This is a genomic window from Arthrobacter sp. FW306-2-2C-D06B (assembly GCF_021789175.1).
Classification (GTDB): Bacteria; Actinomycetota; Actinomycetes; order Actinomycetales; family Micrococcaceae; genus Arthrobacter.
In genome coordinates this window covers 991,275-1,005,238 of record NZ_CP084560.1, presented here as the reverse complement: position 1 = coordinate 1,005,238, position 13,964 = coordinate 991,275, and the positions used below count along the sequence as shown (strand labels likewise).

Here is a 13,964-nt window from a genome sequence, read left to right as displayed (position 1 = left end):
GAGCCCCACACTTCCACACCTCTTAATTCAGGAGCTTCCCGCATGTCCACAACACCCCGTGTCGTCATCATCGGAGCCGGCATTGTCGGCGCCAATCTCGCGGATGAACTGTCCATCCGCGGCTGGACCAACATCACCGTGGTCGAGCAGGGACCGTTGACGTTGGCGGGCGGCTCAACTTCGCACGCCCCCGGCCTCGTGTTCCAGACCAACGCCTCCAAGGCCATGACCCAATTCGCGTCCTACACCGTGGACAAGCTGCTCTCGCTCAGCGAATCCGGGGTGTCCTGCTTCAACCAGGTGGGCGGCCTCGAAGTGGCAACCACTCCGGAGCGCTTTGAGGACCTCAAGCGCAAGCTGGGCTACGCGGCGTCGTGGGGTGTCGAAGGCCGGCTCATCGATCCGGACGAGTGCGCCAAGCACTACCCCCTGCTCAACCAGGAAAAGGTCCTCGGCGGTCTCTACGTCCCCACCGACGGCTTGGCTTCCGCGGCCCGCGCCGTCGGCCTGCTCATCGCCAAGGCGAGCGCCGCAGGGGTCACGTTCCGCGGTTCCACTCCCGTCACCGGCATTGAACAGGCCGGAGGCAAAGTCACCGGCGTCGAAACGCCCGACGGCGTGATCCCGGCTGACATCGTGGTTTCCTGCGCAGGGTTCTGGGGACCCAGGATCGGCGCCATGGTGGGCATGTCCGTGCCGCTCCTCCCCTTGGCCCACCAGTACGTCAAGACCACCTCCGTGCCTGAGCTCGTGGGCCGGAACGATGCCTCGGGGCTGCTTGACCCCTCCAACGGCGCCTGGATGCCCATCCTTCGCCACCAGGACAAAGACCTCTACTACCGCGAGCACGGGGACCGGATGGGCATCGGCTCCTACGCCCACAAGCCCATGCCCGTGGACCTCCGGGAGCTGCCCGAGGTTGCCGCCGCTGACATGTCCGAGCACCGGATGCCCTCCCGCCTGCCGTTCACGGAAGAAGACTTCCTGCCGTGCTGGGAAGACTCCAAGGAACTCCTCCCGGCCCTCGCTGGCGCCCGGATTGCCGATGGCTTCAACGGGATCTTCTCATTCACCCCCGACGGCGGTCCGCTCGTCGGCGAATCCAAGGACGTCGACGGCTTCTTCGTGGCCGAGGCCGTCTGGGTGACGCACTCCGCGGGCGTGGCCCGTGCCCTGGCGGAGCGCCTCATCGAAGGCCAGTCCCGCATCCCGCTCCACGAATGCGAGGTCTCCCGCTTCGAAGAGATCCAGACCGCGGAAAGCTATGTCAGCGAAACGTCACAACAGAACTTCGTGGAGATCTACGACGTCCTGCACCCCCTGCAGCCGAGGGTCTCTCCTCGAGAGCTGCGCGTGAGCCCGTTCAATGCCCGGCAGAAGGAGCTCGGGGCGTTTTTCCTCGAAGCCCACGGTTGGGAGCGCCCGCACTGGTTCGAGGCCAACCGCGGCTTGCTGGAAGTGCTCCCGGAAGAATGGCGTGCGCCTGAACGCGAGCCCTGGGCCGCCATGTTCCACTCCCCCATTTCCGCAGCCGAAGCATGGAAGACGCGTACCGCCGTCGCGCTCTACGACATGACACCGCTCAAGCGGCTGGAGGTTTCCGGTCCGGGCGCCGTCACCCTCTTGCAGCGCCTCAGCGCGGGGAAAGTCGACAAGAAGCCGGGTGCGGTGACGTACTGCCTGCTCCTCAACGACGACGGCGGCATCCGCAGCGACATTACGGTGGCCCGGCTGGATGAGACCACGTTCCAGGTGGGCGCGAACGGCAACATCGACTTCGACTACTTCGCCACCGAAGCCCGCAAGCAGACCGCCGGGGACGTCACCCAGTGGGTCCAGGTCCGCGACATCACCGGTTCCACGTGTTGCGTCGGGCTCTGGGGGCCGCTCGCCCGCGAGGTGATCGCCAAGGTGAGCGACGACGATTTCAGCAACGACGGATTGAAGTACTTCCGCACCAAGCAGGTCCGGATCGGCGGGGTCCCTGTCACCGCGATGCGGCTGTCCTACGTGGGCGAGTTGGGCTGGGAGCTGTACACGACGGCGGAAAACGGCCAAAGGCTCTGGGACTTGTTGTTCGAGGCCGGCCAGGAGCAGGGCATCATCGCGGCCGGCCGCGGCGCGTTCAACAGCCTGCGCCTCGAGAAGGGCTACCGGCTGTGGGGTACCGACATGACCCCGGAGCACGAGCCCTTCCAGGCCGGCCTTGGCTTCTCCGTCGGCAAGGACAAGGAAGGATACATCGGTGCCGAGGCCCTCAAGGAGCGCCGCGAACTGCCCGTCAACCGGCGCCTGCGTTGCCTGACGGTCGACGACGGCACGTCCGTGGTGTTGGGCAAGGAACCTGTCTATTTCCGGGGAGAGCCGTCCGGCTACGTCACGAGCGCAGCCTACGGCTATACCGTCCGGAAGCCCATCGCCTACGCTTGGCTGCCCGCCGAGGCGGGCGAGGGTGACGCCGTCGAGATCGAATACTTCGGCAAGCGGATCCCGGCCACCATCTCCGCCGATCCCCTCGTGGATCCAACCATGGAAAAGCTGCGGGGCTGACGCCCTCCTGGCTACCGGACACAGCAATGGGGATCACTTCAAAGGAGTTCAACTAATGGCCAACGAAAAGTTTGATTACGTCATTGTGGGTGGGGGCAGCGCCGGATCGGTGCTGGCGGACAGGCTGAGCGCGGACCGCACCAAGACCGTCCTGGTCCTGGAGGCCGGCCGGAGCGACTACCCCTGGGACCTGTTCATCCAGATGCCCGCGGCGCTCACGTTCCCCAGCGGGAACAGGTTCTACGACTGGCGCTACCAATCCGACCCCGAGCCGCACATGCATGGACGGCGGATCGCCCACACCCGCGGCAAGGTTTTGGGAGGTTCCAGCTCCATCAACGGCATGATCTTCCAGCGCGGCAACCCTTTGGACTACGAACGCTGGGGAGCCGACGCCGGGATGGAGACGTGGGACTTCGCCCACTGCCTCCCGTACTTCAACCGTATGGAGACCGCCCTCGCCGCGGATCCCGAGGATGAGCTGCGAGGACACAACGGACCGCTGGTCCTTGAACGAGGCCCGGCACGCAATCCCCTCTTCCAGGCTTTCTTCCGCGCCGCCCAAGAAGCCGGATTCGCGCGGACCAACGATGTCAACGGGTACCGGCAGGAGGGCTTCGGTCCCTTCGACCGCAATGTGCACAAGGGCCAGCGGCTCTCCGCGTCCCGCGCCTACTTGCGGCCACACCTGGACCGGCCCAACCTCACGGTGAGGACCCGGGCCCTCGTATCGAAAATCAACTTCGACGGGATTGGAACTTCCGAGGTCAGGGCCACGGGCGTCAGCTACCGACGCAATGGCAAGCAGCACAGCGTGGACGCCCGGGAAGTCGTCTTGTGCGGAGGAGCCATCAACACCCCGCAGCTCCTGCAGTTGTCCGGCGTCGGGGACTCCACCCACCTCAAGTCCCTGGGCATCAAACCCGTAGTTGACCTCCCCGGCGTCGGCGAAAACCTGCAGGACCACCTGGAGGTCTACATCCAGCACGCCTGCACCCAGCCGGTCTCCATGCAGCCGAGCCTGAGCCTGTGGCGCTATCCGTGGATCGGCCTGCAGTGGCTGTTCGGGCGCAAGGGGCCTGCGGCCACCAACCATTTCGAAGGCGGCGGTTTTGTGCGGTCCAACGAGGACGTCGCCTACCCCAACCTGATGTTCCACTTCCTGCCGGTGGCCGTCCGCTATGACGGCCAGAAGGCCGATGCCAAGCATGGCTACCAAGTGCACATCGGGCCCATGTATTCCGACGCCCGTGGCAGCCTGAAGATCACCTCCACGGATCCAACTGTCCACCCGTCCATGAAATTCAACTACCTTTCCACGGAGCAGGACCGGCGCGAGTGGGTGGAAGCCATCCGGATTTCGCGGAACATCCTTGAGCAGTCTGCCATGGCGCCTTTCAATGGCGGCGAGCTCTCCCCCGGCCCCGCCGTCCAGACAGACGAGGAAATCCTCGACTGGGTGGCCCGCGACGCCGAAACCGCCCTGCACCCATCCTGCACGGCCAAGATGGGTCCGGCCACCGATCCGATGGCTGTCGTGGACCCGCTCAGCATGAGGGTGCACGGCACCTCGGGCCTGCGGGTGGCTGACGCTTCGGCCATGCCCTACGTGACCAACGGCAACATCTACGCGCCGGTCATGATGCTGGCCGAGAAGGCTGCGGACTTGATCCAGGGCCGCGAACCCCTCGCTCCGATCGCCGCCGAGTTCTACCGGCACGGCGCGGTTCCGGACGCGGACGGGCCGGTTCCGGACAGCCTGCCCGAAGCCACTTCGGCAAGGAACTAAGGAGCGGCATGAACAGCCCACAACTTTCACAGATCCACACGGTGCGCGGCAGCTACGTCGGCGGCGTGTGGCAGCAGTCCAGCGGGGGCATCCGGAGCATCAGCTGCCCGGCGGACGGTACGCACGTTGCCGACGTCGCGGAGTGCACCTCGGCCGATGCCCAGGCCGCGGTGGCGAGCGCCCGGAAGGCGTTCGACGACGGCGACTGGCCGAACACGCCCGAGCTGGAACGCGGCGCGATCCTGCTCCGCGTGGCCGGGCTCCTGCAGCGGGACAAAGCCGGCTACGCGGCGGCCGAAGCCCTCGATACCGGCAAGCGCCTGGTCGAAGCCGAATACGACATCGACGACGTCATAGCCTGCTTCCGCTACTACGGCAGCGTGGCAGGAACGGATGCGGGCCGCGTGATCGATACCGGCCGGCCGGGCGCCATCAGCCGGGTCGTCCATGCGCCTGTAGGCGTCTGCGGTCTCATCACGCCGTGGAACTACCCGCTTTTGCAAGCTTCGTGGAAGGTTGCGCCGGCACTCTTGGCCGGGAACACTTTTGTCCTCAAGCCCAGTGAGTTGACGCCTTCGACGTCCATTCTGCTCATGGAGACGCTGCGGGAAGCCGGCGTGCCCGACGGCGTCGCGAACCTCGTGACGGGAACGGGACCCGAGGTGGGGGCGGTACTTAGCTCGGATCCGCGGGTCGATCTTGTTTCCTTCACGGGCGGCCTGGAAACCGGCAAGCGGATCATGGTGGCCGCGGCGCAGACGGTCAAGCGCGTGGCGCTTGAGCTCGGCGGCAAGAACCCGAACGTCGTGTTCGCGGACGCCGACCGGGAAGCCGCGATCGACAACGCCCTGACGGCCGTCTTCCTTAATTCCGGCCAGGTGTGCTCGGCCGGGGCCCGGCTCATTGTCGAAGAATCCATTCACGAGGAGTTCGTGGCCGAAGTAGTCCGCCGTGCACGCCAGATCCGGCTGGGCGGCCCCTTCGACCAGGAAGCCCAGACAGGCCCGCTGATCTCTGCGGCCCACCGGGACAAGGTCCACGCCTACGTGCAGGCCGGGATTGCGGAGGGCGCCCGGTTGCTGTGCGGGGGCTTCATTCCGGACAGCCCGGCGCTGGCCGGTGGCAGTTTCTACCCGCCCACCGTGCTGGACGGTTGCACCACCTCGATGCGCGTGGTGCAGGAGGAATCCTTTGGCCCCGTCATGACGGTGGAAACATTCACCACCGAGGAAGAGGCCGTCCGGCTGGCCAACGACACGGTCTACGGACTGGCCGGCGCCGTGTGGACGGCAGACGCTTCGAAAGCCCAGCGGGTCTCCGAAGCGCTGCGTCACGGAACGGTCTGGATCAACGACTACCACCCGTACGTCCCGCAAGCCGAATGGGGCGGCTTCGGACAGTCAGGCAATGGCCGCGAACTGGGGCTCGCGGGCTTGGCCGAATACCGAGAAACAAAGCACATCTGGCAAAACATCAGCCCCGGGCCCAGCCATTGGTTCGAGCCGTCACAGGCAGGAGTACAGCAATGAGCAATCCTGACATATCAGTGCGCAACCTCTGGAAGGTCTTCGGACCCGGAGGTGAAAAGATCCCCAAGGACCCCGAACTCTCGAGCTTGGGCTCCGCCGAATTGCTTGAACGCACCGGGTGCAATGCCGCGGTACGCGACATGAACTTCGACGTCGCGAAGGGCGAGGTGTTCGTCGTCATGGGCCTGTCCGGATCAGGAAAGTCCACCCTGATCCGGTGCCTCACCCGCTTGATCGAACCGACGTCGGGGAGCGTCCTCGTGGACGGCAAGGACGTGATGCAGGCAGGAACCGGCGAGCTTCGGGAGCTGCGCCGGCGGAAAATGTCCATGGTCTTCCAGCACTTCGGCCTCCTGCCGCACCGCACCGTGCTGGACAACGTGTCCTACGGGCTGCAGATCCGTGGCGCCGCCAAGAACGAGCGCTACGCCAGGTCCCGCGAAATCATCGAGCTCGTAGGCCTCAAGGGTTACGAACAGCATTTCCCGGACCAACTCTCCGGCGGAATGCAACAGCGCGTCGGACTCGGCCGCGCCCTGGCGGGCGATCCGGACACCATCCTCTTTGACGAACCGTTCTCTGCCCTGGACCCGCTCATCCGGCGCGATATGCAGGCGGAAGTCATCCGGCTGCACAAGGAGATGGGCAAGACGATGGTGTTCGTCACCCACGACCTTTCCGAAGCTCTCAAACTCGGGGACCGCATCCTGATCATGCGGAACGGGGAGACGGTCCAATGCGGCACAGGGGATGATCTCGTCGGATCGCCTGCGGACAAGTACATTGCCGACTTCGTCTCCGAAGTACCCCGCGCGGATGTCCTGACGCTCAAATGGATCACCGATCCTGTAGCTTTGGGCACTCCCGGGGATGCTCCCGTCCTGAGCGCAGGCATGATCATCCGCGACGCCATCCCGACAGTCATGAACTCATCGTGTCCTGTGCTGGTGCAAGACTCGGGCAAGATCACCGGCCAGATCGACCGCGACAGCATCTTGTCGGTCATCCGCAGCACGGAAGTTGCGGCATGATGTCCACGCTCGTTCGCGATCGCGCCCCGGTTCACACCGGTCCCGTTTCCGTCCGCGCACCGCGCAAACGGCCAAGCCGCCGCACCCTGATCCTGGGCGGGGCCGGCGTCATCTGGCTCGTTGGATTCCTGTTCCTCCACGGCACGGCGACCCTCACGCTGCCGGCGTCGGAGCTGACTGACCTCCACCGCTCGCTCAATCAATTCAATGCCTGGGTCGCCTCAAATCGGGCCGACAATCCCGTTTTCCAGTACGTCTTCACTCCGCTCCGGGCCGCCGTCGACGCGGTCGCCAATCTGTTCATCGGCATTTTCGCCGCGAGCTCCACCGGGCTTCGCTTGCCGGAAATCGGCTGGCTGGGAACGGTCGCGCTGCTCAGCTGGATCGCGCTCGCCGTGGGCAACGCCCGGGTGGCTTTGCTGACTGCGGCGGCCTTCGTGTTCTTCGGCCTGCAGGGGCTGTTTGTGGAAGCGGCTTACACCTTCGCCCTCGTGATCACCGCCGTGCTGTTCAGCCTCCTGATCGGGCTTCCACTCGGAGTCTTGGCCGGGATCTCCGGGAGAGTCTCCCGAGTGATCACTCCGGTCCTCGACTTCATGCAGATCCTCCCCACGTTCGTCTATCTGGCTCCTTTGGCGCTCATCTTCCTGATCGGCCCTGCCTCCGCGGTAATCGCCACCGTGATCTACGCGGTGCCGCCGCTCATCCGGCTGACGGCGCACGGAATCCGTAACATCCCTGAGAACACCAGGGAAGCCTCCGACTCCTTGGGCACCACGGGGTTGCAGCGACTCGTCACCCTGCAGCTCCCGCTCGCTCGGCGCACCATCGTGATGGGGATCAACCAAAGCACCATGGCTGCTTTGTCCATGGTCACCATCGCGGCGCTCATCGCAGCACCAGGGCTGGGACAGGTGGTGATCCGCGCCCTGCAGTCGCTCGACGTCGGTACGGCGGTCAACGCCGGACTGTCGATCGTGCTGCTTGCCATCGTGCTGGACCGCGTGACCACGGCCGCCAGCCGCCGGGCCGAACCCGGGGCAAACCGCAAACGCCGGATATCGCGGCGAACCCGGTACATCCTGCTTGCGGCGACGCTGCTGGTGGCACTCGTCATGGTCCAGTTGTCCCGCACGATGCTCTGGGCCGCTGCTTTCCCGAAGGACCTCAACATCGGCCCGGCCATTGTCAGCGGGGTGAGCTCCGCGAGCGAATGGTTGCAGACCAATCTCTTCCTCTTCACCGTGTCCTTCCGCGAAGCAGTCACCAACGGAATCCTGAACCCGTTCCAGTCCCTTCTCACGGAAACGCCGTTCTACCTCCTGGTCGCTGTGATCGTCGTTGCGGCTTTTGCCCTCGGAGGCTGGAAGCTGGCAGCCGTCACCGGTTGCTGCCTGGCCGTGATCATCTATTTGGGCCTGTGGAGCGATTCCATGGTCACCCTGGCAGGCACCCTCGTTGCCACCGCCGTCGTCATGGTCCTGGGCATCATCTTCGGGGTGGCCATGGGCAGGTCCAGCAAAGTGGACCAGCTCATGCGGCCAATGCTGGACGCGGGACAAACCATGCCCGCATTCGTCTACCTGGTTCCGTTCCTGGGCCTCTTCGGCGCCACACGGTTCACCGCCATCATCGCCGGCATCATCTACGCAGCGCCCGTGGCCATCAAGATCACGGCCGACGGCATCGCCGCGATTTCCCCCACCGTCATGGAAGCGGCCGTCTCCAGCGGCTCAACTCCCTGGCAAGTCATCACCAAGGTCCAGTTGCCCATGGCCAGGCAATCCCTGGCTCTCGCCGCCAACCAGGGCCTGATCTACGTCCTCGCCATGGTGGTAGTCGGAGCGTTGGTCGGAGCAGGCGGCCTCGGGTACGACGTCGTCGCCGGCTTTGTCCAAAGTTCCCTGTTCGGCAAGGGCCTCGCCGCAGGCCTGGCCATCGTTTTCCTCGGCATCCTGCTGGACCGCATGACGCAGGCCGCCGCAGCCAACCCCATCCGAAAAGTCCCTTCAGGAAAATCACCCGCCCACTAACGGCCTTCACACTCACGCACTGCCCCCAACGCACTGCCCCCAACAAGGAGACCCCACCATGAGTAAAGCTGGACTGCTGTTGAAACGAACAATTCCCACGCTCGCCGGGACCGTGGCTGCTGCCCTATTGCTCGCCGGCTGCGGCGGCGCAACAGTCAATCAGGCGGCCGCAGCTGGTGCATCGAGCACCCCTTGCGGAACCGTCAACGTGGCCCTCAACGCCTGGGTGGGCTACACGGCAAATGCGGCTGTTTACAGCTACATCGCCCAAAACAAGCTCGGTTGCACCGTAGTCCAGAAGGACCTGTCGGAACAGATTTCCTGGCAAGGCTTCGGGTCGGGTGAAGTCGACGTCATTATGGAGAACTGGGGACACGAGGACCTCGCAAAGCAGTACATCACGGATCAGAAAGTAGCCGTGGACGCTGGTCCCACCGGCAATGAAGGGCACATCGGCTGGTACGTACCACCATGGATGGCCCAGAAATACCCGGACATCCTGGACAGCAAGAACCTGAACAAATACGCGTCCATCCTTGCCACGTCCGAATCGGGCGGCAAGGGTCAAGTGCTGGACGGCGACCCCGCGTTCGTGACCAACGATGAAGCCCTCGTCAAGAACCTGGGCCTCGACTACAAGGTGGTCTTCTCCGGCTCGGAAGCAGCATTGATCCAGTCGTTCCGTACGGCCGAGAAGAACAAGACGCCGCTCCTGGGGTACTTCTACGAACCGCAATGGTTCCTTTCCGAGGTCCCCCTCAAGAAGGTCAGCCTGCCCGCCTACACTCCGGGCTGCGATTCCGACGCCGAGAAGGTGGCCTGCGACTACCCGGATTACAAACTGAACAAAGTGATGGCCAAGAAGTTTGCGGACAGCGGCTCTCCCGCCGCGAAACTGCTCAAGGCCTTCTCGTGGACCAACGCAGACCAGAACTCCGTGGCAACGGACATCCAAGGCGGCATGAAGCCCGATGCCGCGGCCAAGAAATGGGTGGATGCCCACTCCGACGTAGTGGCCGCCTGGCTCAAATAGTCCTTCTGACGCTTGCTTCGAAGCTCCCCCGGATCCTTGGATCCGGGGGAGCTTCTTTTTGCCCTCCGGGACGAGGATTTACTCACTTACCGCAACCGTGTTGCAACTGACGCACCGCACCTCCCCGGCCCGCAACCACTCTCCCCCAACTAGCTCGCATTAGTTGTCGTTTAGAGCGCCGAATACGACATCTAATGCGAGTCAGTTGGGTGAAAGCCGCAGACCCTTGACGGTGATGCACAACACATCTATTCTGGTGCAACAGCGTTGCGTTGAATGCAACCCCAAAATTCTTGGTGGATTCATGAAAAACGAAACATCCTCCGTGGCAGCAATCCCGGGAAGCGCTCATGCCGGATCCAAAGGCGGATCCGGCGAGCTTCCCGAAGCACCAGCCACCCCGGGCGGCCCGTCAAAGCCCGCCAACAACCACACGGTCAGCAAAGACACCCGCCGCCGCGTCATCACTGCAAGCTTCATCGGCAACTTCGTCGAATGGTTCGACTACGCCGTCTACGGCTACCTTGCCGGGATTATCTCGACCGTCTTCTTCCCTGCGTCGGACCGGCAGACCGCGCTGCTCGCCACGTTTGGCGTCTTTGCCGTCTCGTTCTTCGTCCGTCCACTGGGCGGATTCATCTGGGGCCACATCGGTGACCGGCTCGGACGGAAACAGGCACTCTCCCTGTCGATCGTGCTCATGTCCGTGGCAACCTTCTGCATCGCCCTGATCCCCGGCTACAACACCATCGGCGTCATGGCACCGGTCCTCCTGCTGCTCGTCCGCGTTGTCCAGGGCTTCTCCGCAGCAGGCGAATACGCAGGCGCCTCGGCCTTCCTGGTGGAATATGCGCCGGCCAATCGGCGCGGACTCTATGCCGCCGTCGTACCTGCCAGTACAGCGGCAGGCCTGCTGCTCGGTTCCCTCCTCGCGGCACTGCTCAGCTCGGTGCTAAGCGCCGAGCAGCTCGGCGAATGGGGCTGGCGCCTGCCCTTCCTCCTGGCCGCCCCGATGGGCCTGATCGGCCGCTACATCCGCACGAAGCTCGAGGACACGCCGGCGTTCCGCGAAATGGCCGCGAAAGACACCGCGGTCAAGGCTCCGGCATTCGCGATGTTCAAGACGTACCGCAAGCAGCTCATCATCGCGACGGGCGCCGTGCTGCTCAACGCCGTCGGGTTCTACGTGATCCTCAGCTACATGCCCACGTACCTCTCCGAGGAGCTTCACTTCGGCGCGGCCGAATCGTTCCTTGCCACCACCATTGCCCTCCTCAGCTACATCGGATTCGTCTTCCTGACCGGGATCGCATCCGATAGGTTCGGCCGCAAGCGCATGCTCATCACGGCTTCCGTACTCTTCGTGGTGCTGACCGTTCCGGCGTTCATGCTCCTCGACACCGGCAACTTCCTGGTCATTGTCCTGATCCAGATCCTGCTGGGCGGCATGCTCACGCTCAACGACGGCACCCTGCCCAGCTTCCTTGCCGAGCTCTTCCCCACGAGGGTCCGCTACAGCGGCTTCGCCGTCAGCTTCAATCTCTCCAACGCCTTGTTCGGCGGCACCGCCCCCTTCATGGCAACCCTCCTCATCGGCCTGACCCACAACCAACTGGCTCCCGGCTGGTACCTCGTGGCGGCCGCCGTCATCTCCCTCATCGCGGTCCTCTTCGCTGTGGAAACTTCCAAGAAGCCCCTGCAGCAGGACTGAAACAACCCACCCATTGAAAGGAACACCACCCATGACCATCACCGAGAATGAAGCCGTAAGCGACGTCACCAAGCTCGAGCGCCTCAAGGTCCTCAACAACGGAGAGAAGGTCTCCCTGACCTTCTCCGACGCGGAGTTTGAGCGGCGCCTTGCCGGTCTTCGCCGGATCATGGCAGAGAAGGAACTGGACGCCGTTGTCCTGACCAGCTACCACTCCATCAAGTACTACTCGGACTTCCTGTTCACCTACTTCGGCCGTTCCTACGCCATGGTGGTCACGACCGACGACACAGTCACCGTGACCGCCAACATCGACGCCGGAATGCCGTGGCGCCGTAGCTACGGGGACAACCTGGTCTACACGGACTGGCGCCGGGACAACTACATCTTCGGCATCCAGGAAGTACTGCGCACCCGCGGGATCAACGTCCGGCGCCTGGGTGTGGAGGACGATTCGCTTCCGCTGGACAACCGCAACAAGATCCAGGCCGCATTCTCCGGCGCGACGCTTGTGGACGTGGCCCAGGCCGCGATGCGCCAGCGCATGATCAAGTCGTCCGAGGAAATCGAGGTCATCAAGCACGGCGCCCGGATCGGCGACCGCGGCGGCGAGGCCATTCGCAACGCCATCACGGCCGGAATCACCGAGTACGAGGTCGCCTTGATCGGCACCGAAGCCATGGTCCACGAGATCGCCCGGACGTTCCCGGACTCCGAAATCCGCGACACCTGGGTCTGGTTCCAGTCCGGCATCAACACGGACGGCGCCCACAACTGGGCCACCACCCGCAAGATCCAGGAACACGACATCCTGTCGCTGAACTGCTTCCCCATGACCTCGGGCTACTACACGGCACTGGAGCGCACCCTGTTCTACGGCGAACCCGATGCCCGCTCCTTGGAACTGTGGAACATCAACGTGGACGTGCACAAGCGCGGACTGGAACTCATCAAGCCCGGCGCCGTCTGCAAGGACATCGCCGCAGAGCTCAACGAAATCTATGTTTCGCATGGACTTCTCGCCAACCGAACCTTCGGCTACGGACACTCATTCGGAGTCCTCTCGCACTACTACGGCCGGGAAGCCGGACTTGAGCTGCGCGAAGACATCGACACGGTCCTGGAGCCGGGCATGGTGGTTTCCATGGAACCGATGATCACGGTCCTCGACGGCCAGCCGGGTGCCGGCGGGTACCGGGAACACGACATCCTGGTGGTCGGTGAAGACGGCGCAGAGAACATCACCAAGTTCCCGTTCGGCCCGGAATACAACATCATCGGCGCCTGACACCCACCTCCAATGGACATGCCCAGCCTTGCGCCCGAGCAGTGGACATATGACTCATATGCTCATTGCCCTAGGCGAAGGCTGGGCATGTCCCAGTAAAAAGAGCCATATAGTGACCATCATGACCCCAGCAGAACCGCATGCAGAACCGCGTGCAATCTCCAGCGAAACCGCGTCCAACGGCGACTCCAAGGGCGCTTCGGTACTCGAGAACGCCATCGCCGTGCTCCGCAGCTTCACCGCCGAGGAGCCCTTGCTGGGTGTCACCGAGATCGCTGGCAGGATCGGCTTGCACAAGAGCACCGTGTCCCGGATCCTCGCAACCTTCGAACAAGAACACCTGGTGGAACGCGACCCGGAATCCCGACGCTTCCGGCTGGGCCTGGGGATGATCGCCCTTGCAGGCCCGCTCCTCGCCGAACTGGAAGAGCGCCGGGTGGCTTATCCCGTGCTGCGCGAACTGAGCGAACGGACGGGCGAGACGAGCGCGCTCATGGTGTGGAACGGGAGCGAATCCATGTGCGTGGAGCAAATCGCCAGCCGTCACCAGGTCAAGCACCTCGCTCCATTGGGTGCCCGCTACAACGAGGCCCTCAGCTCTTCGGTACAGGTCTTCCTTGCCGCCGAAGACGCCGACCGCGTGCGCAAGCTCTTGCGAAGTGGCTCCATTACATTGCCTGGGCTCGACGAGGAAGCACTAGAGGCCTACCTGCGCCGGCTCGAGGAATCCGTGAAGCGAGGCTGGGCCTTCAATTTCGGCGAAACATCCATCGAAGAAGTCGGCGTTGCCTCTCCCGTCTTTGACCACCGCGGAGACATCGTGGCCTCCGTCCTGATCCCAGCCCCAAAGTTCCGGGTCTCGCAGGACACGCTCCGCAGCCTCGGCGAGGCATGCCAAGACGCAGCCCGCAAGATCACCACGCGCCTGGGCGGCCGCGCCCCGCACTAGCCCGATATCACCTTTCGCCACACAGGACATGCCCAGCTTTGGACTCCAAAA

The 13,964-nt window shown here is 64.0% G+C and carries 9 protein-coding genes; all 9 read left to right on the top strand.

Annotated features, from left to right (window positions below; translation table 11 throughout):
* Window positions 1-42 precede the first annotated feature (42 nt).
* The 9 genes from LFT47_RS04880 (at window position 43) to LFT47_RS04840 (ending at window position 13,913) form a co-directional block, all read left to right on the top strand.
* The gene (locus LFT47_RS04880; protein ID WP_236815831.1) at window positions 43-2,550 is read left to right on the top strand and encodes a GcvT family protein; all 2,508 of its coding nucleotides are present in this window, start codon (window positions 43-45) and stop codon (window positions 2,548-2,550) included.
* Between the two features lie 55 nt (window positions 2,551-2,605).
* Window positions 2,606-4,339 (top strand): choline dehydrogenase, encoded by a 1,734-nt coding sequence (gene betA, locus LFT47_RS04875; protein WP_236815829.1) that lies wholly within the window; start codon window positions 2,606-2,608, stop codon window positions 4,337-4,339.
* Window positions 4,340-4,347: 8 nt separating this feature from the next.
* Window positions 4,348-5,868 (top strand): aldehyde dehydrogenase family protein, encoded by a 1,521-nt coding sequence (locus tag LFT47_RS04870; RefSeq protein WP_236815822.1) that lies wholly within the window; start codon window positions 4,348-4,350, stop codon window positions 5,866-5,868.
* A complete protein-coding gene (locus tag LFT47_RS04865; protein ID WP_236815820.1) occupies window positions 5,865-6,899 on the top strand; it encodes a quaternary amine ABC transporter ATP-binding protein in 1,035 nt (344 codons plus the stop codon). Before LFT47_RS04870 ends, LFT47_RS04865 begins: the two co-directional genes overlap by 4 nt.
* Complete coding sequence (locus tag LFT47_RS04860; RefSeq protein ID WP_236815818.1) at window positions 6,896-8,932, top strand: ABC transporter permease; 2,037 nt, start codon at window positions 6,896-6,898, stop codon at window positions 8,930-8,932. Before LFT47_RS04865 ends, LFT47_RS04860 begins: the two co-directional genes overlap by 4 nt.
* Before the next feature lie 58 nt (window positions 8,933-8,990).
* Window positions 8,991-9,965 (top strand): ABC transporter substrate-binding protein, encoded by a 975-nt coding sequence (locus tag LFT47_RS04855; RefSeq protein WP_236815817.1) that lies wholly within the window; start codon window positions 8,991-8,993, stop codon window positions 9,963-9,965.
* Between the two features lie 304 nt (window positions 9,966-10,269).
* Window positions 10,270-11,676, top strand: coding sequence for an MFS transporter (locus LFT47_RS04850; protein ID WP_236815815.1), 1,407 nt, complete (start codon window positions 10,270-10,272; stop codon window positions 11,674-11,676).
* A 31-nt stretch (window positions 11,677-11,707) separates the two neighbouring features.
* The gene (locus LFT47_RS04845) at window positions 11,708-12,964 is read left to right on the top strand and encodes an aminopeptidase P family protein (RefSeq protein WP_236815814.1); all 1,257 of its coding nucleotides are present in this window, start codon (window positions 11,708-11,710) and stop codon (window positions 12,962-12,964) included.
* Window positions 12,965-13,085: 121 nt separating this feature from the next.
* The gene (locus tag LFT47_RS04840) at window positions 13,086-13,913 is read left to right on the top strand and encodes an IclR family transcriptional regulator (RefSeq protein ID WP_236815813.1); all 828 of its coding nucleotides are present in this window, start codon (window positions 13,086-13,088) and stop codon (window positions 13,911-13,913) included.
* Window positions 13,914-13,964: the final 51 nt, after the last annotated feature.